Annotated in this window: 22 protein-coding genes and 1 pseudogene; 18 read left to right on the forward strand and 5 right to left on the reverse strand. The window is 44.2% G+C overall.

What is annotated here, in order from left to right:
- The first annotated feature begins 16 nt into the window (after positions 1 to 16).
- Positions 17 to 937, forward strand: a complete 921-nt coding sequence (locus tag ACFTRD_RS10040) for a carbohydrate ABC transporter permease (protein WP_379379337.1) — start codon at positions 17 to 19, stop codon at positions 935 to 937.
- A gap of 38 nt (positions 938 to 975) precedes the next feature.
- Complete coding sequence (locus ACFTRD_RS10045) at positions 976 to 2,589, forward strand: type 2 periplasmic-binding domain-containing protein (RefSeq protein ID WP_379379339.1); 1,614 nt, start codon at positions 976 to 978, stop codon at positions 2,587 to 2,589.
- A 79-nt stretch (positions 2,590 to 2,668) separates the two neighbouring features.
- Here ACFTRD_RS10045 and ACFTRD_RS10050 read toward each other — a convergent pair whose 3' ends face one another.
- Both ACFTRD_RS10050 and ACFTRD_RS10055 read right to left on the reverse strand, forming a co-directional pair.
- Positions 2,669 to 2,932, reverse strand: coding sequence for a hypothetical protein (locus ACFTRD_RS10050; protein WP_379379341.1), 264 nt, complete (start codon positions 2,930 to 2,932; stop codon positions 2,669 to 2,671).
- A gap of 230 nt (positions 2,933 to 3,162) precedes the next feature.
- Positions 3,163 to 3,291, reverse strand: coding sequence for a DUF4023 family protein (locus ACFTRD_RS10055; RefSeq protein WP_379379343.1), 129 nt, complete (start codon positions 3,289 to 3,291; stop codon positions 3,163 to 3,165).
- 207 nt (positions 3,292 to 3,498) lie between these two features.
- Here ACFTRD_RS10055 and ACFTRD_RS10060 point away from each other — a divergent pair, with 207 nt between their 5' ends.
- From ACFTRD_RS10060 to ACFTRD_RS10080, 5 genes and pseudogenes are all read left to right on the forward strand, one after another.
- On the forward strand, positions 3,499 to 4,257 hold the full coding sequence (locus tag ACFTRD_RS10060; protein WP_379379345.1) for a TrmB family transcriptional regulator: 759 nt from the start codon (positions 3,499 to 3,501) through the stop codon (positions 4,255 to 4,257).
- Positions 4,258 to 4,357: 100 nt separating this feature from the next.
- The gene (locus ACFTRD_RS10065) at positions 4,358 to 5,521 is read left to right on the forward strand and encodes an MFS transporter (RefSeq protein WP_379379347.1); all 1,164 of its coding nucleotides are present in this window, start codon (positions 4,358 to 4,360) and stop codon (positions 5,519 to 5,521) included.
- A 242-nt stretch (positions 5,522 to 5,763) separates the two neighbouring features.
- Positions 5,764 to 6,071, forward strand: a pseudogene (locus tag ACFTRD_RS10070) (maltose acetyltransferase domain-containing protein).
- A gap of 41 nt (positions 6,072 to 6,112) precedes the next feature.
- Positions 6,113 to 6,700 carry a sugar O-acetyltransferase gene (locus ACFTRD_RS10075; RefSeq protein WP_379381278.1) on the forward strand — a complete coding sequence of 196 codons (588 nt, stop codon included), beginning with the start codon at positions 6,113 to 6,115 and terminating at the stop codon, positions 6,698 to 6,700.
- A gap of 118 nt (positions 6,701 to 6,818) precedes the next feature.
- Complete coding sequence (locus tag ACFTRD_RS10080) at positions 6,819 to 7,823, forward strand: ROK family protein (protein WP_379379349.1); 1,005 nt, start codon at positions 6,819 to 6,821, stop codon at positions 7,821 to 7,823.
- Between the two features lie 132 nt (positions 7,824 to 7,955).
- Here ACFTRD_RS10080 and ACFTRD_RS10085 read toward each other — a convergent pair whose 3' ends face one another.
- The gene (locus ACFTRD_RS10085) at positions 7,956 to 9,389 is read right to left on the reverse strand and encodes a glycoside hydrolase family 1 protein (protein ID WP_379379351.1); all 1,434 of its coding nucleotides are present in this window, start codon (positions 9,387 to 9,389) and stop codon (positions 7,956 to 7,958) included.
- 166 nt (positions 9,390 to 9,555) lie between these two features.
- Here ACFTRD_RS10085 and ACFTRD_RS10090 point away from each other — a divergent pair, with 166 nt between their 5' ends.
- The 8 genes from ACFTRD_RS10090 (at position 9,556) to ACFTRD_RS10125 (ending at position 18,775) form a co-directional block, all read left to right on the forward strand.
- Positions 9,556 to 10,524 (forward strand): LacI family DNA-binding transcriptional regulator, encoded by a 969-nt coding sequence (locus ACFTRD_RS10090; protein WP_379379353.1) that lies wholly within the window; start codon positions 9,556 to 9,558, stop codon positions 10,522 to 10,524.
- 79 nt (positions 10,525 to 10,603) lie between these two features.
- A complete protein-coding gene (locus ACFTRD_RS10095) occupies positions 10,604 to 11,812 on the forward strand; it encodes a macrolide family glycosyltransferase (RefSeq protein ID WP_379379355.1) in 1,209 nt (402 codons plus the stop codon).
- A gap of 174 nt (positions 11,813 to 11,986) precedes the next feature.
- Positions 11,987 to 12,280, forward strand: a complete 294-nt coding sequence (locus ACFTRD_RS10100) for a DUF3817 domain-containing protein (RefSeq protein ID WP_379379357.1) — start codon at positions 11,987 to 11,989, stop codon at positions 12,278 to 12,280.
- Between the two features lie 419 nt (positions 12,281 to 12,699).
- Positions 12,700 to 13,722, forward strand: a complete 1,023-nt coding sequence (locus ACFTRD_RS10105; RefSeq protein ID WP_379379359.1) for a LacI family DNA-binding transcriptional regulator — start codon at positions 12,700 to 12,702, stop codon at positions 13,720 to 13,722.
- A 118-nt stretch (positions 13,723 to 13,840) separates the two neighbouring features.
- Positions 13,841 to 14,830, forward strand: coding sequence for an ABC transporter permease (locus ACFTRD_RS10110; protein WP_379379361.1), 990 nt, complete (start codon positions 13,841 to 13,843; stop codon positions 14,828 to 14,830).
- A gap of 14 nt (positions 14,831 to 14,844) precedes the next feature.
- Positions 14,845 to 15,732, forward strand: a complete 888-nt coding sequence (locus ACFTRD_RS10115; protein WP_062318867.1) for a carbohydrate ABC transporter permease — start codon at positions 14,845 to 14,847, stop codon at positions 15,730 to 15,732.
- A 30-nt stretch (positions 15,733 to 15,762) separates the two neighbouring features.
- Positions 15,763 to 17,406 (forward strand): type 2 periplasmic-binding domain-containing protein, encoded by a 1,644-nt coding sequence (locus tag ACFTRD_RS10120; protein ID WP_379379364.1) that lies wholly within the window; start codon positions 15,763 to 15,765, stop codon positions 17,404 to 17,406.
- A 22-nt stretch (positions 17,407 to 17,428) separates the two neighbouring features.
- The gene (locus ACFTRD_RS10125) at positions 17,429 to 18,775 is read left to right on the forward strand and encodes a glycoside hydrolase family 30 protein (RefSeq protein WP_379379366.1); all 1,347 of its coding nucleotides are present in this window, start codon (positions 17,429 to 17,431) and stop codon (positions 18,773 to 18,775) included.
- A gap of 222 nt (positions 18,776 to 18,997) precedes the next feature.
- Here ACFTRD_RS10125 and ACFTRD_RS10130 read toward each other — a convergent pair whose 3' ends face one another.
- Entirely contained in the window at positions 18,998 to 19,831 is an 834-nt protein-coding gene (locus tag ACFTRD_RS10130; protein WP_379379368.1) for an AraC family transcriptional regulator, read from the reverse strand.
- Between the two features lie 123 nt (positions 19,832 to 19,954).
- Between ACFTRD_RS10130 and ACFTRD_RS10135 the strand changes: the two genes are divergently transcribed.
- On the forward strand, positions 19,955 to 21,412 hold the full coding sequence (locus ACFTRD_RS10135) for an alpha-L-fucosidase (protein ID WP_379379370.1): 1,458 nt from the start codon (positions 19,955 to 19,957) through the stop codon (positions 21,410 to 21,412).
- 76 nt (positions 21,413 to 21,488) lie between these two features.
- Here the strand turns inward: ACFTRD_RS10135 and ACFTRD_RS10140 are convergent, their stop codons facing one another.
- Positions 21,489 to 22,427 (reverse strand): carbohydrate deacetylase, encoded by a 939-nt coding sequence (locus ACFTRD_RS10140; RefSeq protein WP_379379372.1) that lies wholly within the window; start codon positions 22,425 to 22,427, stop codon positions 21,489 to 21,491.
- Between the two features lie 272 nt (positions 22,428 to 22,699).
- Here ACFTRD_RS10140 and ACFTRD_RS10145 point away from each other — a divergent pair, with 272 nt between their 5' ends.
- A complete protein-coding gene (locus ACFTRD_RS10145) occupies positions 22,700 to 23,920 on the forward strand; it encodes an RICIN domain-containing protein (RefSeq protein WP_379381280.1) in 1,221 nt (406 codons plus the stop codon).
- Between the two features lie 155 nt (positions 23,921 to 24,075).
- A complete protein-coding gene (locus tag ACFTRD_RS10150) occupies positions 24,076 to 24,906 on the forward strand; it encodes an AraC family transcriptional regulator (RefSeq protein ID WP_379379374.1) in 831 nt (276 codons plus the stop codon).
- Positions 24,907 to 24,915 lie beyond the last annotated feature (9 nt).

Below are 24,915 nucleotides of genomic sequence, written 5' to 3' on the forward strand. Positions count from 1 at the left end.
AGGGGAGACAAACCAAATGAGCGTTATGGAGCCGGCAGCAATGACCAGAACTCCCCGTGTCAAACGTCGATCAGGCATTACGGTTGCAGAAGCCGTGTTTTATGCCTTTGCTATTCTTTTCCTGATTGCGATCATATACCCGATCTATTTTATTGTCATCGCCTCATTCAGTGATCCTACCGCCGTTGCTAACGGACAGGTGTGGGTCTTCCCCAAAGGATTTACGCTGGAAGGGTATAAGGAACTGCTGCGACACGAGAATATCTGGATCGGATATCGAAATACCATTTTATACACGGTGGTAGGAACGCTCTTCGGACTTGTTGTTAATATTTCGGCGGCTTATGCATTATCGAGAAAAGATCTGGTCGGACGAAAATTTTTCTCGCTGTTCTTTATCTTTACGATGTTCTTTAGTGGCGGATTGATTCCGACCTTCCTGACCATTCGTGACTTCCATCTCTACAACACGTTTCTGGTGATGGTGCTTCCGTTCTCCGTGGTGGTCTTCGATATGATCGTTGCCCGGACGTTCTTCCAGACCAGTATTCCGGGGGATCTATGGGAAGCTGCCCAGATCGATGGCTGCGGTAATCTGCGGTATTTCGTGTTAATTGTATTGCCGCTGTCCAAAGCGATCATCGCAGTTCTGGGATTATGGATTGCTGTAGGGTATTGGAACTCATATTTTAATGCTCTGATCTATCTGAAAGACCCTAATCTGTATCCGCTTCAATTGATCCTGCGTAACATTCTCATTACGAATCAGATGCAATCCGGGATGGGAACCGGGGAAGCAGCACAAGTCGCCTTGCGTCTCGCGAATCTGATGAGGTATTCCGTTATTATTATCGCGACGATTCCGATCATGTGTGTCTATCCGTTCATCCAAAAGTATTTCAATCAGGGGGTGATGATCGGCGCTGTGAAAGAATAAAGCAGTTGAAATTTATTACGAATCAAGGGGGTTCCTAAATGGGAAAAAAGATAGGCAAGAAGTTTTTCACCAAAATGAATAGCTTGCTGCTCGTCTCAGCTATGCTGGTAAGCGTGGTCGGATGTAGTAGTGGAAATAGCGGTGAGAGTGCTGAGACTCCGATATCAAGCGATTTTAATCAAGAAGGTCTACCTATTGTTAATAATCCGGTAACACTCAAAGTACTGACGGTTCGCTGGGGCAACATGGGCGATACTTTTACCCAGAACCAATGGCTTAAGGATTTGGAGAAGGATTCCAATGTTAAAATTGAGTGGCAAGTCATGTCCTCCAATGACTGGGGTGAACAGAAATCCATTATGCTGGCCAGTGGTACACTTCCGGACATAATTCTGGGAGATCAGGTGTTCAGCGATTCGGACATTGTCAATAACCTGAGCTATTTCCGTCCTTTGGATGAATATATTGATGCGTATATGCCCAACTTAAAGGCGGCAATGGAAGAGACGCCGGACATGAAGAAAATCAGTACATTTCCTGACGGCAAAATCTACTCGATGCCAACCCGATTACCTGCCCGTCCGAAGAGCCGGAATCAGCCTGTAATCAACAAGGCATGGCTCGACAAGCTGGGGTTGAAGGCACCAACGACGACAGAGGAACTGTATCAGGTGTTGAAAGCGTTTAAGGAGAAAGATCCGAACGGAAACGGTAAACCGGATGAAATTCCTTACACGGAAACGGGCTTGAATGTGGACTTTCTGAATCCCTTCGGGATTACCGATATTAATGCCAGCAGCATGATTGTTCAAGATGGCAAACCGGTATTCTTTCCGACAACCGATGCTTATAAAGAAGCGCTTATCTACACACACAAGTTGTATTCAGAAGGCCTGATCGATCAGGAACTGTTCACACAAGATAACACCATGACATCTGCCAAATGGCAAAATGCAGACATACCAATTGTTGGCTTCAGCAATCAGTGGACACCCGATGCGGTGTTTGGCAAATGGAGCGACCAATACGAAGCGATTGCGCCTATTGCCGGACCTGATGGCAAACGTTATCAGCCAGGGGACCCTGGTGGAATGAATCTGGCCCGTAATGAACTGCTCATTACAAGTTCATGTACTGTTCCAGAAGTGGCGGCACGCTGGGCGGATCAGTTCTATACCAGTGAAGCCAGCATTCAGAATTTCTGGGGTGCGATCGGAACTGTAATTGCGAAAAATGATGATGGCACATACACGCTCATGGACCCGCCGGCGGGTACCAGCGCCGATGCCTGGTACTGGGATCAGTCCCTGCGCGATTTTGGTCCCAAATATGTAAGCCCTTCCTTTGAAGAGAAAATTAAGCTCAATCCAAAGGCTGGTGACGGCCTCAAACTGCAAATTGATCAGTTGGGCAGTGCCGATGTAACGACGCCTTATCCGAAAGTCATGTACAATGCAGATGAGTTTCAGGAGCTGCCAACACTGACAACGGATATTGATGGCTATGTGGCAACGATGCGTGCCCAGTGGGTAACGAAAGGCGGTATCGAAGAGGGCTGGGATGCTTATATCAAAAAGCTGAATGACATGGGACTTGAACAGCTACTGACCATCCGTAATGATGCCTTCGAGCGTTATATGAGCGTCAAATAGGCTGGAGTTCAGCCCATCATTTCATTGAATAACAAACAGGTGCGCTTCCGTGTTTAAAGGAAGGCACCTGTCTGTTCGTTTACGATCTGCGTTTCAACAATAATACGCCACTGATACGCGATGTGTTTTTACGAAATACCACTTTGAAGCCGATATCATTGTCCAGCAAGCAATTTAAGGCATTGATCAGCAATGCACCAGGCACCAGTGTGAAGGTGCATGGGGATGTGTTTCCTATCACACGCACACTTTTAATTCTGCGAGCAGAACCGGGGACGAGCGGATTTCTGGACCAAAAGATCAGTACCAAATCCGGTTGTGGAACAGCTTTTACACTAGCCATCCTCATCATCTCTTTTCTATTAGTTTCTTTATAGTAAATGAAAAGAAGATGATGAAGGTGCTAGACAAAAGACGCGATGTTTAACAAATGGGGTTTTTATGGTACGTGAGAAACGGTTTCAGTTATCAGGCATAGCTTGGAAAAAGGATCTCCCACCAGAGATCCTTTTCATGTAATTGAAGATAAAATGCCCAATATTCTTCTAATGAATTCTGCAATTGATTATGCTCTTACTTATTGGTGCTATGTTGCTTCGATGGCAGTTTACCCGCAGGCGTACCTTTACCGTTGTTTTTGTTATGACGTGCTTTCTCGGCATTCTCATTCACTTTTTTCACATAATCATGAGTACTCTCCATTTTTAAGCACACCTCCTTCAAAATCAAAATGTGTAGCCTGAATCTTAATATAACCATTAAGAGGTCATTATATTTGAATGCTCCATTGGGACGTAATATCTCGATATTGGCTATGACCAAAGGCTGGTGGGATAAACTGGACATCGCAAGTGAGGGCGTCTAAACTGTATAGAACGATACAAAACAAGAAGGAGCCCGAATCCAACCATGTTACAGAAATTCGGTTTTACGCAATATGAAAGTCAGGTATATGAGGCCATATTTGCGCAGGGTGAACCGCTTGATGCGACATCCATTGTCAATCACTCCAATGTGCCCAAAGCCAAGATTTATGAAGTGCTTAATCGTCTTATTGACAAAGGTATTATACTAACAACCATGCATGGGAAGAAAAAATTGTATATGGCCGTTGACCTGCAGTCCATTATTCTTAAAATAAGATCCGATTTCGAAAAAGACATTGAAGAATTGAATACCTACAAAATTAAACGTACGTTTACAGACGAACATATATGGACGTTGAAGGATTCATCATCTATTGCTTCGAACATTGAACAGCTCATTGAAGAAGCCGACTCATCCATCCTTTTTCTGGCTTGGAACGAGCAAATGGAGAAATACCGGGAGCTTCTGGAGCAAAAAGAGGAACAAGGGGTACATGTAGAGGTGCTGGCTGTTGGTGGATTACAAACATCTCTAACCCATAAGTATTCGTTAATCCCCATACTTGAGGCCAACAAGCTTGAACTTTCGCAGCTGCTCATTGTGGACCATGCCTATCTTTTATTTGCAGGTATAGAGCATGATTCATGGAAGGCCATCAAGACCATGTCCAAACCGATTGTAAAAGCAATGACGGATTATTTTTATCATGATGTCGCTTTGACTCAAATTACCAAGAAGTACGGAGAGCAGCTGTTACAGGATGAAGAAATTGCCCGTTTGCTGGCACGATTAATTTATTAAAAAGCATTAAAAACTATTCTTGCGGAGAATAGTTTTTTTTGTTGAAATCTTTTCTCTTATAAGTTACTATCGTAGTTGTAACTTTTGAGGAGGATTCAAAATGAATAAAAAAGTGTATGTGCTTGCAATTGCCGCCTTTGTGGTCGGAACTGTTGAGCTTATTCTAGGCGGGATCCTGGACCTGATTGCGGCAGATCTTCATCTTTCCTTGGCGAAAGCCGGGTACTTAATATCCATCTTTTCACTTGTCTATGCCTTGTCTGCGCCCATTCTGTTAAACTTGACGGCCAGATATGAGCGTAAAAAGGTATACATGTCTACTCTGTTTGTTTTCTTGATCAGTAATCTGGTTTCTGCATTCAGCAGCAACTTTTATATGCTTATGGCAGGTAGAGCACTGGGAGCCGCAACGGGTTCACTGATTTTTGTCCTGTCTCTGACGCTCGCAGCTCGCATTGTAGAGCCACAGTATAAGGGACGTGCAGTGGGAATCATCACGATGGGAGGGAGTGCATCACTGATTCTGGGTGTTCCTCTTGGCATCTTTGTCGGTAATTTGGCCGGATGGCGTGAAGTGTTTATGTTGATCGCAATTCTCACTGCGGTTGTCATGGCAGCCATCGGCATTGCCATGGATCGTGTGCAGCCGATTCCGGCAGTGTCATTGAAAAAACAACTTGCTGCCCTTTGGAATCCGAAAATGCTGGCGATTCATGTTACGACATTGCTTGTGCTCGCAGGGCACTTGACGTTATATGCGTATTTCACACCATTTCTCCAAGAAACGCTGGGAGCCAGCTCAACGATGGTGACCTTTATCTATATGATGTTTGGCATCGCTGCAGTGGCAGGCGGAGGAATTGGAGGCATGTTGTCCGATCGCCTGCATCCGGCCAAGGCGATTGTCATCGTGCTGGTACCTTTTATTGTGAGCATGGCGGTGATCCCTTTTAGTACTGGATTGCCCTTGATTGCATTTCTGCTCTTGCTAAGTATCTGGAGTGCGCTGAGCTGGACGGTTACCCCGGTACAGAACAGTCTCATTATCAAAACCTCACCGGCAACGGCAGAAACGTTAATAAGTACCAATTCAGGGATTGCACATGCTGGTATTGCTCTGGGAACCTATATTGGCGGGGTGGTTATCGATCATTCGTCCATTATGTATACAGGATGGGTTGGTGCTGTTCTGATTTTGATGGGTTTGGTGTCAGCCGTTTATGCAATTAGTCGCAAGGAGCAAACTGTTCAGGCGGTTGGATAATACTTTAGTTAAAAGTTGTCTATGCAAACTGATCTACATTGTTTTACTTCAAAAAACCTCTGCGATCCAATAATTTATTGGATTTGCAGAGGTTTTTTGAATAACATTAGGGATAATATCTCTGCATTCAATATGTAAAAGAACTTGATTTATTTAGGTTATCCCATATAATTATTATAGCTTTATAAAGTATCTTAATTTATTAGTTCAATCATTAATATAGACGCAAAGGGGACACAATCATGAGCAATATCGCAACAAAATCGGAAAAACAAAAAATGATCGATGGTGAGCTATACTTGGCTTCCGATCCCCAATTGTCTCAAGACAGGGATATGCAAGAAGAATGACACGCATGTACAATCAGACCACCGAAACAGATGGCGAGCTCCGTACAAAGGTATTGAAAGAGCTGTTGGGTTCAACGGGTGAACACCTGATCGGGAACAATGTCGTTATTGCTTCCGGTGCCGTAGTCACAAAAGATATCCCGGATAACATGATTGTTGGTGGGAATCCTGCTAGAATTATTAGAGAGATAGAGCTTTAAAACATTCATTCTGGACAGAAGAGTTGGAGGCACAGGAATTGATGACAGAAAAAGAGAAATCACAACTGGGACTACTGTATAATGCGAATTACGACAAAGAATTGATTGATGAACGTTTATACGCGAAGGGACTTTGTTACGAGTATAATCAGCTTCATCCAGGTAAGACAACCGAAAGAGAAGCGTTGCTTAAAAAGCTGCTTGGAAAAACGATGGATCGTTTCCTGATCGAGCAGCCGTTTGTATGTGATTACGGCTATAACATTGAAATTGGTGAGAACTTCTATAGCAATCATAATATGGTTTTGCTGGATGGAGCCAAAATTAGTTTTGGTGACAACGTTTTTGTTGCTCCAAATTGTGGATTCTATACTGCCGGTCATCCTTATGATGTGGAACAACGTAACGAAGGTCTTGAAATTGTAGGTCCCATCACAGTGGGCAATAATGTTTGGATCGGTGGCGGTGTAACTGTTCTTGCGGGTGTGACTATTGGAGATAATACAATTATCGGAGCAGGAAGTGTAGTCACCAGAGACATTCCTTCTGATGTAATCGCTGCGGGTAATCCATGCAGAGTTATTCGCAAAATAACGGAAGCAGACAAAACGAAATATAGAAGAAGCTAATCACCAAGTGTATAGCAACCCTCAGAATGCCCGATGTTTTTCATCGGGTGTTTTTAAACCCTTTGGAGATATTGTATAGTTACTACATTGGAGAAGAAACTACGGAGTAGGGGTGCTTATGAAAATAGCGAACGCGTATCTGATGAAAGAAATTAATATAAACCATGTACGCCAGGTTATGAAACGGGTGGAAACAGCAACCAAGCCACAACTGGCCTCCTTGACCAAGCTCAGTGTAGTAACCGTCAATTCACTGGTAAAAGAGTTATGTGATCTGGGTGAATTGTTTGAGGACGAGACAGTGCCTTCCAACGGGGGCAGACCTGCATTAACTTATCGATATAATTACGATTTCAGCTTGGCTTTGGTCATGTATATCAACGAAAAGCAGGGGCAGGATCTGATTACGGCCACCGTCATTAACCTAGAGGATCACATGGTGTTCAGAGAAGAATATACGATGCCCACGTTTGATCAGAAACAGTTCTATGAGATCATAGGGAACGTGCTGACTCAGCATGCTTCCATTAAAGTGATCGGTATCGGTATTCCTGGGCAAACCGTGAATGGGGAAATTACAGTGAGCAGTCACCAGCAGCTGAAAGGTATACGTATGATCGAAGATCTTGAAGCGCAGTTTGGATTACCAGTCATGGTGGAAAATGATGTTAATGCTGCAATTAGCGGATACTGCGCAAGGCAAGAGTTAGAGGAAGAACACTGTGTCATCGGAATCTATTTTCCGACCCATTACCCGCCAGGCATGGGTATTTATCTGGATGGTAAAGTGATCAAAGGTAAACTTGGCATGGCGGGGGAAGTGAAATACCTTCCTATGGGGGTTGATTGGTATAGCTTAGTGGAAAAGGAACTGTTTATTGAAACGGTATGCAAAATGATTCAAACGGTAAATGCGATTCTTGCACCAGATAAAGTTGTAATTTACCAAAATATGGTTGATAAAGATTCAGTTGTTCAAGCATGGCAGATGAATCAAGCGGAGCTCTCAATGCCATCTTATCCTGACGTCATTCTGATCGATTCTTTCCGGGAAGATTTTGAAGCAGGGATGCGATGGTTAACGTTGAAAGCGTTGGAACCGGCCCTTGTCCAATTTAATTGATTACTGGAACTCACTATATGAATAAAAATCCCTCAGCAGAAAACAGTGCAACATTACATCGTATACCAATGCATGTCCTTGTTTTCTGCTGGGGGAGAGCAGGAATGCACCTGCTACAGGTGTATCCATTCCTTAACGTTTCAGGCTTTGGCCGTTACTGCCGATGACATCTTTGTACCAGTGGAACGACTTTTTGCGGTACCGATCGAGTGTTCCTGAACCATCGTCATGGCGATCAACATAGATGTAACCATAACGCTTTTTCAATTGTGCTGACGAAGCACTGACCACATCAATACATCCCCAAGACGTATATCCCATAACTTCAACGCCGTCTTCAATAGCTTCCGCGACTTGAACAAGATGATCATTCAAATACTGAATGCGATAGTTATCTTCAACAGTCTTTTCACCATCAGGTCCGGTAATAAGCTCGTCAACAGCGCCCAGCCCATTTTCCACAATAAAGAGTGGTTTCTGATAACGGTCATAGAACATGTTGAGCACATAGCGCAGTCCTTGCGGATCGATCTGCCATCCCCACTCACTTGCAGGCAAGTAAGGGTTAGGTATACCGCCAAGCAGGTTACCTTCGCCCGCAACTTGTTTATCCGGATCAGACGTTTGGCAGATACTCATGTAATAGCTGAAAGAAATGAAGTCGACAGTATGGAGCAGCATGTCTTCGTCGCCATCTTCCATGTGAATCTGGATTCCATTTTCCCGGAAGTAACGTTTCATGTATCCAGGATAGCGGCCTCTCACATGCACATCTCCGAAGAAATAATTGCTGTGTTCGAATTCCATCACTTTAATCATGTCATCGGGATTCGGTGTTAGCGGATAGGTCGGCATACTGAGCATCATACAACCAATCTGCGCACCTGGAATGATCTCATGACAGAGTTTCACAGCAGAAGCGCTGGCTACAAATTCATGGTGTATCGCCTGATAAAGATCTTGTTTACTCAATTTCTCTTTTGGAGTATAGATCCCGCCGCTCATGAATGGTGCTTCCAGAATCGAATTGATTTCATTGAATGTGAGCCAGTACTTCACTTTATTTTGATAACGTTTGAACACGGTAGTCACATAGCGCTCATAGAATCCAATCATCTTCCGATTGACCCAGCCATCATATTCCTTGGAGAGATGCAGAGGTGTCTCGTAGTGTGAAAGAGTGACCAGTGGTTCGATCCCGTATTTAAGACACTCGTCAAAGAGATCATCATAGAATTGAAGACCTTCTTCATTGGGTTCCAGTTCATCTCCCTTAGGGAAGATACGGGACCAGGCGATGGAAGTACGGAATACCTTGAATCCCATCTCGGCGAATAACTTGACGTCCTCTTTATAACGGTGATACAGGTCTATCCCGATCAGTTTCATGTTATCTTCAGTCGGTTCTTCCGTAATGGGACCCATGATACCTTTGGGAGCTACATCCTGAGTGGACAAACCTTTGCCACCTAGATTATATGCACCTTCGGCCTGGTTGGCGGCAATGGCACCACCCCACAGGAAGTTTTCGGGGAATTGAAATGATGGATGTTGAGATTGACTCATGGGTATCGCTCCAATCGTTATGAATTCGTTGTGGATGTTACATACAGCAGCAGTGCATAAAAAAAGCTTAAACGTTGGAACGGGTTACACGTCAAGTTTTACTTTTTATTTGTTTTGAGGCAAACTGTAAATCATTATAGATAGTCAGCAAGAAAGGAGACTTCATGTGTCCAAGTTCGATGAAATTATGAAGCAGTCCGGCTACTCGAAGGCCACGGTGTCCAGAGTAATTAATCATTCACCACATGTGAGCGACGAGGCTCGCCAGAAAATAACGGAAATCATGAAACAGCTAAACTATATACCGAATCGAAATGCCGTATCGTTATCCACCGGACAGACCAAGCAGATTGGGATTGTCACATCCGCAACCAACGAGATTATTCTTACGTTCATGAATCAATTCATTGATACCGCGATGGATTATGGATTTCAGACCCTGATCTATACTTCGCGTGGAGATAAGGAAATTGAATTGCAGGCGTTCGAGGATCTGCGGAGTAAACGGGTGGATGGACTGGTGATTATGACCTGTGTCAATCATCCCGACAAACTGAAAGCCTATTGCGAGTATGGTCCGATTGTATCCTGGCAGAGGATGGGGAATGACGAAATTCCGTCAGTGGCTATGGATCAGGCACAAGGCTACAGGCTGGCTCTAGAGCATCTGGTGTCCAAAGGCTATACACGCATTGCGAATGCCTTTGGCAGAGCAGAAAGTCTAAATACCCAGAGCCGGCGGGAAGCCTATGAATCCTTTATGGCAGATAAGGGTCTGCCTGTATTGCGTGAAGCCTATCAATATTCGGTATTCAGCTCATCTGATGGAGAAGAAGCGATGCGAAGAATGGCAAGTGGGCCAGAACTTCCTCAAGCGGTGTTATGTTCGAATGATTATGCAGCAATCGGGATTTGGTCCGAAGCACGCAAACAGAATATACAGATTCCTGAAAAACTCGCCATTGTTGGCTTCGATGATATTGAATTGTCCCGTGTTCTTGGAATAACCACCATACATAATCCGATTGCAGAACAGGCTACACAGGCCTTTCATCGATTATGGGCTGTCCTTGGCAAGCGGGAGCTACAGCCTCAGCAACTGGAATTTCAACTGATAGAGCGTGCAACTACCTAAATTTTATGGGGAATGCGGTCATTTCTTGCGAGTTTTTACAACAGACAGAGAACGGAAGCATAACAAAGGAGGGATAGCTATGGCACGTGTTTTATTCATAAACGGTGGATCAGAGGGACATGTCAATCCAACGATTGGTGTTGTGCAAGAGCTTGTTTCACGCGGGGAAGAGGTTGTGTACTTCACTATAGAGGCTTATCGGGAACGTATGGAGAAGACGGGGGCTGTAGTCCGAACCTTTGACGGTCAAAAATTCATTGAAGCTTTTGTCTCAGGTGGCAGAACTTATTTGCTTGAGCGAGTCAACGGTCTTTTGCTTACGGCAGATATCGTCATTCCGAGCGTCCTTGAACAGATCAAGGGTGAACAGTTTGATTACATCATCCATGATTCCATGTTTGGCTGCGGACGCTTGCTTTCGCAAATACTGAAGCTTCCTGCCATTAATTCGTGCACTTCTTTTGCACAGACCGAAGAATCATTCGATCATTTGATGCAACACTTTTTCTTAAATGTTCCTGCTGAAATCGCCCAACCTATAAACGATAAATTTCATGCCTTGGCGACCATGTTACAGAAAAAATATGATGTGGAGATCTCATCCCCTTACGAAGTGTTTTGCAATCCTGCGCCGCTTACAATCGTATATACAACTAAGGAATTCCAGCCTAATGGAGAAGCCTTCGACCCTACGTATCAATTTGTAGGCCCGTCCATTTTTTCACGAGTATCGCATGAACAATTCGACATGACAGCCATTAAAGGAAAAAGTCTCATATATATTTCACTGGGAACCATTTTTAACCACGCCATCGATTTCTATAAGCTTTGTATTAAGGCATTGGGGAATACCGATCATACGATTGTCATGTCTATAGGGACTAGAACACAAATGACTGATTTGGGAGAAATCCCTGACAATTTCATCGTTAAAAGTTATGTTCCGCAAATGGAGGTATTGCAGTCAGCCCAATTATTTATCACCCATGGTGGGATGAACAGTACCAACGAAGGTCTGTATTTCGGGGTTCCCCTTATTGTGATTCCACAAAGCGCGGACCAGCCGATCATTGCTGAGCAGGTTGTTAGTAGAGGAGCAGGCATCAGCTTACAAATGCAAACGTTGACTGCCAATCAGCTGTGTGAAGCGGTAGATCATGTGTTGAGTGTTCCCTCTTTTGAGAAAGCTGTTGCGAAATTGAGGGAATCCTTTCGAAAATCAGGTGGGTATCATTATGCTGTTGATGCGATTTTCGAATTTAAGACTCAACACCTCACACACGGATAGTTCAGTCATTAATTATTCAAAATTGAAGCATTTCTGGACCAGAACCATGCGGTATACTGAACAAGACGTTTCAAGAAGCTGCATCAGCAGGGGATATGTAGCTTCAAATTGAAGCGCCTTGTAACAAGTTACATATTTCACAAACTAACCGCTGGAAAGGTGAGATTGAACAGGATGAAGACAGTGACAGGTCGATTTAGAATTGCAGGCATATGGGAAGGTGTATCATTACTGTTGTTGATTTTTATAGCCATGCCGCTAAAATATTTTGCCGATATATCCTTCCCTGTTACCATCATGGGTATGATTCACGGTATTCTTTTTCCGTTATATTTGATTGCGCTTGTGCATTTGGCTGTGGTGAAGAAATGGAAGGTTTCACGCTGGCTTATGGGCTTGATAGCAGGCTTACTGCCTTTTGGAACATTTGTATTCGAAGCCTATCTCCGAAAAAGAGACTGGAAGTAAGGATTGCTAAAAAGAATGATGACAATGACAGCAGGCGGCTAATTCGGGAGGTTATCCGAAACGGTCGCCTGCTAGTTTCTGTGTGAATTTTTATGTTGGAAGTTGAGGCTACTATATTTTAGCGAAAGCGCGATTGTCCGAAAGAGGTGATTCCTATAAAAGAGCTTAGTGAAATAACGTCTGCAGGGAAGAGGTTGCGTCCAGATTTCTCATTTTCACAGTTCCAACCATGCACTTGCTCGTAGAGCAGAAAGAGTATATTCGGGAGGATCGCTTTGTTCGCTTAGAACGTTTAGAGGAGCAGCTGCAAGAGATTTACAATCTGTACATGGAAAAATAATTAAAGTGTTGTGTTGAAAACGGTTTTATGCTAATTTAAAATATATAAAAACGTTTTTATAGCAAAGGGACAACAAATTATGGGAAAGATTACGATTAAAGATGTTGCAAGGGAGGCCGGTGTATCCATTTCTACGGTTTCCAACGCCTTGAACGGCGTGGATGTCTTAAACCCGGAGACCAAATCGCATGTACTGAAGGTAGCAGAGCGTTTGAACTACGTTCCCAACCTGAACGGCAAGCTGTTGAAATCCGGGCAAACCAAGATGCTGGGCTTTTTCACCACAAGTGTGTCTGGTCCGTATTTTTATAAGCTGGTTGAATCCATGTCTCGGGAATGCGACCGTCTGGGTTACGGGCTGAATGTGTTTGTCACCAAGGATAAACAGGTCATTATGAGCAATATTCTGGGACGTCGTGTGGATGGCGTCATCATCTACGAAGAGCTTCGGATTGATGAGCAGGATATTCTCGCCATGGAGAAAGACAAGATTAAGGCTGTTTTTCTGGACCGGGTCTATCAGAGTGAGCGGATGGGGAGCGTTATTTTTGACTCGTATGTAGCGGGTTATGAAGCAACCAAGTATTTAATTGGACTTGGACATAAGAAAATTGCCTACATTTCGGGCGTCGACACCATGTTTGACAGTGTACAGCGCAGAGATGGATATCTGGCAGCCTTGCGTGAGTATCAGCTTCCAGTGGACGATGATTACATTATACAGGGGTATTTTGAGGAAGAAGGCACGTATAGTGCGGTAAAATCTTTCCTCCATCTGCATCCTGGCAAGCTTCCTGACGCTTTTCTGGCAGGAAATGATGTGAGTGCCATTGGTTGTATTCATGCATTGAAGTCTCATGGCTATGAGGTCCCTCAAGATGTAAGTGTCGTGGGCTTTGATGATATTGATATTGCCCAGTACTTCTCACCACCTCTGACCACGGTAAGAAATCAGATTGCAAGGCAGGGCATCTTGGCGATCAATCATCTGGTGGGCATGATCAAGAAGAAGGAACAGGGTGTTGCACAGAAGTTGGCGGGTGAACTTGTTGTAAGGGGTTCAAGTCATGTGAAGATTGACCGGAGTGATTATCGTACATAGCTAATGGAGTTGTCTCCGGTCTTTTTTTAAATCTAAAGGTGATCCGAGGGGGTTTTTATGCCAAAAAATAAAAACGTTTTTATGAGAATATGGTCAAGTTGGAGGGGAGCAAAGGAACGTGAGTAAATTAGCCGTAGAGACATCAACCGGGAAGAAGCCTGTAAGGCCGGATAGGAAGAAATCAGTCGGGCAAAGGATGAAAGAGTTTGTCATCGATTATCGAAGACAATGGGAAATTCAATCGATGATCATACCCGGCATCCTATTTATGATTATATTTTGTTATATTCCGATATACGGATTGACGATCGCTTTCAAAAATTACACCGTCATTGATACACTGTCCAGTGCACCATGGGTTGGTTTGGAAAATTTCAGAATCATTATGTCAGACAAATACTTCTGGGATGCTGTCGTGAATACGCTGGGGATCAGCTTTTTGAAACTGGGTATCGGGTTCGTCATCCCTATTATTCTGGCCATCATGATCTATGAGTTAAACAGCGGACGATTCAAGAAATTTGTGCAAACGATTTCATATTTGCCTCACTTTCTCTCCTGGATCGTGCTTGGCGGAATGCTCATCACCTGGTTCTCAACAACCGGATTGTTCAACCAACTGCTGCTTAGTTTGGGAATCATCTCGCAGCCGCAGAATATCCTGCTGGATGCAGGCAAGTACTGGTGGATTGCAACCTTATCGGATATCTGGAAAGAAGCAGGCTGGGGAACGATTTTGTATCTGGCGATCATGTCAAAGATTGATCCCACGTATTATGAAGCAGCCAAAATCGATGGCGCTAGCCGTCTCAGACAAATCTGGAATATCACGCTGCCTAACATGAAGTCGATCATTAGCCTTAACCTGATTCTTACTGTAAGCGGTTTATTGGGTTCTAATCTGGACCAGACTTTGGTTCTGATGAACTCTCAAAACCGTGACAAGGCTGAAGTTATCAATTCGTATGTATATCGTATGGGGATGTCACAGGGTGACTTTTCGTATGCTACCGCGGTTGGTCTGGGCGTTTCGATCGTATCTGTTATTCTGCTGGTCACCGCAAATAAAATTACAAGCAAATTAAACGATAATCAATCTGTGCTGTAGAGGAGGCATCCCGTGTGAATGGAAAGGTGGCTAAAGAAGATCTCGATAGTCGGATCTTTGATACCCTAAATATTATTTTGCTAACTATCTGTACTGTCATTATTGTGGTCCCGCTCTGGAATGTCATCATCTCTTCCTTTAGTTCAGGCAAAGCGTTGGCGGAAGGCGGGTTCATCTTCTGGTCACCGGAATTCTCGCTGGAGAATTACAGAGCCGTGTTCAACGATTCAAGCATCTGGCAGGCGTTCTTCATCTCCGTTTCCAAAACAACAATCGGAGTCGTTACGCACGTATTCTTCTGTGCCATGGTTGGTTACGGTCTGAGCAAAAAGTACATACGTGGCCGTAAACTGTACGTTGCCATGGGGGTAATCACGATGTTCTTCTCGGGCGGAATGATCCCAACGTACTTGTTGATCAAGTCACTTGGCTTGCTCAACAGCTTCTGGGTGTACATTATTCCGGCATTATTCAGCTTCTATGATGTTGTCATCCTGATGAATTTCTTCCGAAATGTACCGGATTCCCTGGAAGAGTCGGCCAAAATTGATGGCGCTGGGGATTGGCATATTTTCCTGAAAATCTTTATTCCGCTGTCCATGCCAGCGATGGCAACCATCGCACTGTTCAATGGAGTCGGGCAATGGAATGACTTTATGACAACCAAGTTGTACATTACCGATCAGTCCCTATATCCACTGCAAATGATGTTATATGAGATTATTGTTCAGTCCCAGACGCAATCCATGCAAAATATTGGTGGATCAGCTGTCATTGAAACCACGACCAAAGGTGTGCAACTGGCCACGATTGTTATTACCACATTACCGATCGTACTGATTTATCCCGTCCTTCAAAGATACTTTATCTCGGGTATGATGCTGGGAGCAGTCAAGGAGTAATTTTTTACCTAACCATAAGGAGGAAACAATATGTTCAAGATGAATAAAGCAGCGGGTAAAAAAGGAGTAAAGCTGTGCGCGGCACTGCTGACAGCGGTGCTTATGATCACCGGTTGCAGCGGGGGTTCAGGTGGTTCAAGTGAGGGCAATTGGGTCTCCATTGAAGACCGGTACACGGTTGATCCGGAAAAACCAGCCTGGCAGCTGGATAAAAAGGAAGAAGCTACGGATCTGACCTGGTACGTCAATGCGGACTGGTGGAACACGGATTTTGGCAAAGACATTGTCACCAAAAAGATTAAAGAAGATCTTAACATCAACATCAAATTCATCACAGGTGATGATACGAAGTTAAATACATTTTTCGCTGGTGGAGATATGCCTGACTTGCTGACAGTGTTTGACTCCAACTCTCCTGTCGTGCAAAAAGCTGCGACCTGGGCCATGCCATTAAATGACCTTGCAGAGAAATATGATCCGTACTTCAACAAAGTAGCGGCTGCCGACACCCTGAATTGGTTCCAGTTGGCTGACGGCAAAACGTATGGTTATCCGAACTATTCCAATACGCAAGAAGATTATGATAGTGGTAACATTCCGGCCAAAACGGCATTTATCATCCGCAAGGATGTGTATGAAGCTCTGGGAAGTCCTGTTATTGGAACACCGGAGCAATTCCAGAGTGTGATGAAACAAATCAAGGAAAAGTTTCCAACACTGATTCCGTTTGGGTTTAACGCCATTGGTGAAGGAACGGGTTCACTCGGAGATACGCTGCAAGATTTCATTGGCGTACCGCTTGAAACGGAAAATGGAGAATTCTATGATCGTAATCTGGATGAAGATTACCTGACTTGGTTGAAAACGTTAAACACGGTGTACAGAGACGGAAACATCAGTGATGACAGTTTTGCTGACGACGGTACAGCATTTGAGGAAAAAGTAAAATCCGGGAAATATGCAACGATGCTGCTGGATGGAACACCTCAGCAGGGAGGGAACCTGCAAATTTATCTGAGTGCCAATGAAGGCAAAGAATATGTAGCCATAGATGGGCCGCAGAGCACCAAGGGCAATGCACCAACGCTGAATCAATCCGGTATTACAGGCTGGATGATCAACTTCATCTCCAAGGACGCCAAAGATCCGGCCAAAGCGATCCAAATCTTTACGTATCTGCTTAGCGAAGAAGGTCAGCTTCTGATGAACTATGGTATTGAAGGCGAGACGTATCAAAAGAATGCAGACGGTACGGTTGAGCTGCTGCCAGCTGTGAAAGACCTGCAACTCCATAATGCGGATAAATTTAAAAAGGATTACCGTATGGGTGAGTTTATGTTCTTCGGTCATGACCGTCACAAAGCTCTGAGTGCGGATGCTTTCCCGGAAGCCATTAAACAAATGCAGGAGTGGGGCAAAGGCAAACTGAAACCACACTTCATTCTGGAGAATATTAGTCCGAATCAAGGAACACCTGAAGCACGTGCATTGTCGGCAATCAACGCCAAGTGGAATTCAACACTGGTAAGTATGGTACGGGCCAAAGATGATGCCTCTTTTGACAATGCTCTTGCTGCTTACAAGTCATTTTTAGGTGAAAACCGCTGGGATGACATTGTGAAGGTTCGCAGTGAGAAGATGAAACTGAACAAAGAGAAATTGGGTATTCAATAAGAGAAATGTGGAGGGCAATCAGATGACAACATTCAAAATGTACAAATCCACGGGAGAAGATGAATTATTTGTATCGGTATCCCCGGATCAATTGAAACCGCAGACATCCGATCGGGAGACAACGACCATCCAGCTCGATGATCAGCAAACCTATCAGGAGATGGATGGATTTGGGGCTTCTTTTACCGACTCGTCTGCCTATCTGATCAACCAAATACTAAGTGAGGAGCAGAGAGCTGAAGTCATGACCCGGCTGTTCCATCCGATAGAAGGCATTGGTTTGTCAGTCATCCGCAATCCGATGGGGGCTTCAGACTATGCCAGAACGGTATACAGCTATAATGATCTGCCAGAAAACCAAACGGACCCGGAATTAACCGGGTTCAGTATTGCACACGATGAAGCCGATATTATTCCTTTGACTCAAAAGGCTTTGGAATTGAATCCCGAACTGAAATTGTTCGCATCGCCATGGAGTGCCCCGGGTTGGATGAAAACGAGTGGGTCGATGATTACAGGACAACTGAAAAATGAGTGGTATTCCGCATATGCCGAATATTTTGTGAAGTATATCCAGGGTTATGGAGCAAACGGGTTGCCGATCCATGCCGTAACCCCGCAGAATGAGGCACTTTATGAGCCAGTACATTATCCAGGCATGTTGATGCCGGCGGAAGCGCAAGCTGATTTTATCAAAAATCATCTGAAGCCAGCTTTGGTCCGCAACGATATCCAAACGAAAATCCTCTGTTATGATCACAACTGGGATCGACCTGATTATCCATTGACCGTGCTGGAACAGGCGGGAGATGATGTAGACGGAGTCGCGTGGCATTGGTATGGGGGAGAAGCCTCGGCTCAAACGAAGGTATATGAAGCGGTTGCGGGTAAAGAGGTGCATTTCACTGAAGGCTCGGGAGGGGAATGGATTCCTCCTTTCGAACAAGCCTTCTCTAATGTGATCAGAACCGGAATTCAGATTTTGCGGAATTACAGCAAGTCTTTTGTACTCTGGAATATGGCACTTGATGAGAATAACGGTCCTACCGTCCCTGGCTTTGGAAAAAGTACATGTCGCGGTATTGTACAGGTCAATCAGCAAACGAAAGAGCTTACCTATACATTGGACTATTATGCTCTGGCTCATTTCAGTGCATTGATCCGTCCAAAGGCAGTTCGAATTGAATCGACTTCCAGCGATGCATCCATATATTCTGTAGCTTTCAGAAATACGGATGGTTCTACCGCGTTAGTTCTCTTCAATGATGGGGATCAGACCGGAAATGTGAAGGTAAACCTTCGTAATGATGAGCTGTTACATTTGCAATTGGAATCCAAAGGTGCCCTGTCCATCTTGATCAACTCATAAATAAGAGAAAATAGCGTGTTCCAGGTTCATTAAAACAAAATAACGATAGCAAAGGGATGTCCCTCGTCATATTCATGACTTATGGGACATCCCCTTGTTATGTTACGTTCGATATTATGTCCAAACTGCTTATATTCTTTGAATCGCAAGATTCGGTGTGCCCCTCCGCTCTCATCAATAAAGAGAACATACTGGCTTGGCATTTGCATTGACATTAATTCTTTATGTCGTCAGCACTGTCGTTTGTTTGCGGTACTCCGTCGGATTAAGTCCTGTATGTTTCTTAAATTGCCTGGAGAAATAGTATAAGTCACTAAACCCAAGGTGTTCGGCAATTGCAGTTACTGTGTTCGAAGTACACGTGAGAAGCTCCTTGGCTTTATCGATTTTCTTGCCTGTTATATAGTGAATGGGAGGAACACCGACCTGCTGTTTGAAGAAACGAATGAAATAATTCGGATGCATGTAGGCAATCTGAGCCAGATCCTGCACCGAAATGTTCTCTTCAATATTGGAATCGATATAAGCCAATATTGTAGATATTTTTTCCATAATAGGCTTATTTACATAAGAAATCTGTTGCAGATCCAGATTCATCACATAGTGAGACAATAATTCTACCAGTTTGCTCTTGGCCATCATATGAGCATAGACTTCGCCGGAGTTGGCATATGCAAGGATGCTGTCGAAGATTTCCTGAACCAGCTTTGGATCATTTACGTCACAACAGTGCGGGAACTTCAGGATTTGGAACAGGTTGATTCCGCCAACCTTTGCGCTAAAATGGCACCAGTATTTGAGGAATGGACGATCACTAATGACAGAATAGGACTGAATCACTCCTTCTGGCATTAAAATAAGCTGTCCGGGTGCCGGATAGTATTCCTGATTCCCAATCTTGAGCCAGCCCTCACCTTCACATATGAAGTAAAACTTGCTGTAATCGGGGGTATAATTCATATCACGCCAGTCGGTTTCACAACGATTGTAGTTGACCATGAACAAATCAACCTGCAGATTGGACAAATGGTTTGTGAGTAATGATTTCTGATTCAAAGTCCTCATCTCCTAACAAAGGTTATTATTGTCCATCCGAAAGTTAATGTTCTGCATGTCTATCTGTTGATCCAGCCACTACAATACAAGTGGATATGATAACGGAAGGAATGAGAATGAATCATGGACAACAACGCTTATTTGCAAAAAATCGAAGCAACAATCACCGAAGGCAAGTACAAAGACAACTGGAACTCGCTTAGTGCCTTTCAGGTTCCAGAGTGGTACAAGAACGCGAAATTCGGTATTTTCATTCACTGGGGGTTGTACTCCATTCCGGCTTATGATAGTGAATGGTATTCACGAAATATGTATATAGAAGGCTCCAAAGCCTATGAACATCATCTTGCTGTTTATGGACATCCGAAGGAATTTGGATACAAAGACTTTATTCCGATGTTCCAGGCGGAGAAGTTTAATGCTGATGAATGGGCAGAACTTTTTAAAAAGGCGGGAGCCAGATATGTCATGCCAGTTGCCGAACACCATGACGGGTTTCAAATGTACCAAAGTTCCATCTCTCACTATAACACAGTTGAAATGGGACCCAAACGGGATCTTCTGAAGGAGATGAAGGCCGCGTATGAGAAACAGGAGTTGACCTTTTGTGTCTCCTCACATCGGGCAGAGCATTGGTTCTTCATGTCTCATGGAAAGGAGTTTGATTCAGATATTAAGGAACCGCTTGCACGGGGCGATTTCTACTGGCCTGCGATGCCCGAACCGGATCATCATGATTTGTATGGTTCACCTCCTTCCGAAGAATTCCTGGAAGATTGGCTGATTCGCTGCTGTGAGCTTGTGGATCAGTACCAGCCCAAAGTATTTTATTTTGACTGGTGGATTCAAACGGCCGCGTTTAAACCTTACCTGAAAAAATTCAGTGCCTATTACTATAATAAAGGGGAAGAATGGGGAACCCCTGTTGCTATTAATTATAAACATGATGCATTTATGCTCGGCTGTGCCGTCCCGGATATAGAGCGAGGGCAGTTCGCTGATCTCAAGCCCTATTTCTGGCAAACGGATACCGCTGTAGCCAAAAATTCATGGTGTTACACGGAAAATAATGACTATAAATCCGCGGATGAAATCATCAGGGATCTCGTCGACATCGTAAGTAAAAATGGAAGCCTTCTGCTGAACATTGGACCGAAAGCAGATGGCAGCATTCCCGATGAAGATCGGGACATCTTGCTTGCCATAGGCAAATGGCTAGACGTGAATGGCGAAGCCATCTACGATACGACGTTCTGGCGCATATATGGTGAAGGGCCGACCATAGTAAAAGAAGGCCAGTTCACAGATGGAGATACCAAGATTTTTACAAGTGAGGATATTCGGTATACCGTAAAAGAAAACGTCCTGTATGCAACGGTTCTTGCCTGTCCTGACAATGGAGTGGTTCATCTTAAAGCGCTGAAGGAAAACTCCCAACATTTTCACGGTTTGATCAAGGAAATACAGGTTCTTGGTTTTGACGAACGACCGGAATGGAACAGAACGGAAAATGCCTTGTCGATTACAACAAAGAATGTACGAAGTACAGCACCCATTGTTTTCAAATTAGAACTGGATTAACAGGACGAAGGGCCATAACGAGGAGTGCTACTCTCTGGTTATGGCCTGTTTTAATCAAGGCTCCATTTTCTCAGATCTAATGTTTCCGTCTTCTGCTTGAAGCGGGGTGTGGGAGCTTGCTTCGTTTTTTGGACATACGGTATGTTTTAACCTTACGCCGTCGCTTGGATAAGTGCTGCCGGAGGGAACGCGTTTTCTTTTGAGGGGGTAATCGTGGGGGTGGTTGCATTTGTACTGGTGACAGATCAGAGCATACATCCGGTATATCATTCAGTGCTTTGTAGTTAATTGGGACAATGCCAAGTGTTCTTAACGTTCGGGGAATTTCCGGATCGACAAAGACTTCCAGCTCATGCTCCCGAATGTCCAGCCAATTGGAAATTTCACGCAGAACATCATCGACATATCCCGGATGACATACAATTTCGGTTACGCCTGGGCGAAGCGCAGAAAAATGATGAAGCAAACGATGTAATCCTTCATTGCCTTCGTAGGTATCCAGCAGAATCGTCTCCGTCATTCGAGGAGCTGGCAGATCAGAGATTAAATGCTGAATTTGCGATCTCCGGAGTGGGATGTTTTCCCGTACTGCTTTCTCGGCCATTAATTTATATACTCTGGGATCGTTTTGGTGCAGTAATTGATGAGAATCCAGATGTGTAGGAGAAAGGGATGTATGCATAAAAACATTCCACTGCGCTTCGAGTTCCTTTGCTATATCCGTAATGTCTCGCACGAAGACATTGTTGCCTTTGTAAAAAGTACCGTCAGGGTTCACCAGGGAAGGCACATGGGCCGGATTGGACACAGGCCTTCCGTAAGTCAGGTTGAAATGCAGTCCGATACCAAGGTCTGGCAATAATCGGGCAGAGCTCACTGCATGATCGAGACCCGGCATATTAACCATCATCGAAGTACTCGTAATTCCCCCAGCTTGATATGCTTGAATAATTCCCTGATTAACGCCGGGTGATAGTCCAAAATCATCCGCGTTAATAATCACTTTCCTGCTCATACCGCTACATCCTTCCTAACGTTGACTCCGAATCAACTGCCATGCCCCAATATATTAAAGGCAAGAAAGTATGGACCGTTCATTCGCACAGGCCTGACAAAATTACTTCAAATGGTGACATGTCCTTTACATATCCTGTTCACGTTTAGAATTTTCGAGCGGCCCTTGGAATACATTTAATGTAAAAGATGCGATGGATTGATAAAAATGGGGTATGCCCTTTTGGGTCAGTCCGTTAACATGAGGAGGGAAAGTGGTTGAAAAAGGGAAAAATGATAAGTCTGCTTGTGCTTTTCAGTTTGTTGGTCGCTTCGCTGCCTGGCACGACAACAAACGCAGCGCCAAACTGGAATCTGGTGTGGAGTGACGAATTCAATGGAAGCTCTCTGAATACGTCGAATTGGTCAGCAGAGATAGGTACCGGCAGTGGCGGATGGGGAAATAATGAATTGCAGTATTATACAAATCGCACCGAGAATCTGCAAGTTACAGGCGGGAACCTGGTCATTACTGCTCGCAAAGAAAATTACAACGGCAGCAGTTATACCTCGGCACGAATCAAGACCCAGGGTTTGAAGGATTTTACTTACGGGAAAGTGGAAGCACGTATCAAGCTGCCGTCAGGTCAGGGGCTGTGGCCTGCTTTTTGGATGCTGGGAAGCAATATTAATTCCGTCGGCTGGCCCAAAAGCGGAGAGATCGACATCATGGAGCGGGTCAACAACAACGCTTTTGTAAACGGTACCGTGCATTGGGATGCTAACGGGCATGCCGATTATGGAAAGATTTCGGAAAATCTTGATTTTTCTCAATTTCATGTATACAGCATCGAATGGGATTCCAAATATATAAGATGGTTCGTGGATGGCAAGCAATTCAATGAATTTTACATCGAAAATGGAACAGGAAACACCGAAGAGTTCCAGCGTCCGTTCTTCCTCCTGTTAAATATGGCTGTGGGCGGAAACTGGCCTGGCAGCCCCAATAATGCGACACCTTTCCCGTCACAAATGCTTGTGGATTATGTACGGGTATATCAAGCAGCGAGTACACCCAATATTGTCAGCGGGGGCCTCTATACGATCGGTTCCAAAGCAAGCGGTAAAGTGTTGGATATTGTAGATGTGTCCACGGCAAGTGGAGCCAAGGTGCAACAATGGACCAATTACAGTGCAACTAACCAAACGTTCAGGGTGGATAGCACAGGTGATGGTTACTATAAACTCACGGCTGTTCACAGCGGCAAAGTACTGGATGTGCCGAGCTCGACAGCATCTCCTGGTGTACAGCTTCAGCAATGGGACGATAACGGGTCTAACGCCCAAAGGTGGAGCATTCAGGATACGGGTAACGGTTACTATAAAATCATTTCCAAGGTGAATGGATTGGCGGTGGATGTATCGAACTCTTCAACAGCAGATGGGGCCGCAGTGCAACAATGGAATGATAACGGTACAGATGCGCAAAGATGGTCATTTAACAAATTAAATTAATTACTCGATTGAATAACGCGGAGTTAGACTCAAAGTAAGGGAACAAGCTGCGCTCCACTTGAATTGGAGCCAGCTTGTTTTTTTGTACTTTTAGGTATATTCTCGTCAGAAACAGGATTGAAGCAGCCAACAAAGAAACCAGCGTGGAGGGAACCATGAATATAGAACAGCTTTTTTTCCATATTTTATACTGCAACTCAAGGAAGCCGAATGAACAGCGGAAATTTTCCAATAAAGGGGTGCGGACGCTTCAGCATCATGAACTCATTTTTATTACAGGCGGGAAAGCAGAGATTACCATAGAGAGTAAAAGACATGAAATTCAGGCTGGCGTTCTGATCTACCTTCTACCGGATGTCCCTCACTCCATACAGATTGATCTTAAAAATCCGATAAGTTTTTTGTCGGTTCACTTCAGTTATGTCCAGATCGAGCAGAATGACAATACATGGACTGTAAACAAGGACGTCGAGATGTTTCCCTTGCCCGCTGTCCAGCAACTACAGGATTATTATCCATTGGAAGAAGTATTTAATCATATGGTGGACACTTGGTATATGAAACTTCCGGGTTATGAGTTTATCGCCAAGTCATTACTACAGCAATTGATTATTGCGATCAGCCAAAACATAAAAAAGCGTCATCGCAATTACGCAACATCCTTGAAAGTGGAAAAGATTATCTACTATATGAATCAACATCTGCATCGTAAAGTCACCTTGACCGAATTATCTGAACTGGTGCAGCTATCTGCCCCGTATGTATCAAGAGCTTTCAAAGAGATTACAGGATACTCCATCATAGAATTTTTTAATAAACTGAAGATGGATAAGGCCAAAGAGATCATTTTGGAAGGAAACAACAAAGTTAAAGAGGTGGCGCAGTTACTCGGTTACACGGATGAGTTCTATTTCAGCAGGTTGTTTAAACAATTGGAAGGAATGAGTCCTACGGAATTTTACAACAAAAATGTCCATGGAGTTTAACATAATGCA

Source organism: Paenibacillus sp. NPDC056933 (assembly GCF_042674385.1).
Taxonomy (GTDB): domain Bacteria; phylum Bacillota; class Bacilli; order Paenibacillales; family Paenibacillaceae; genus Paenibacillus.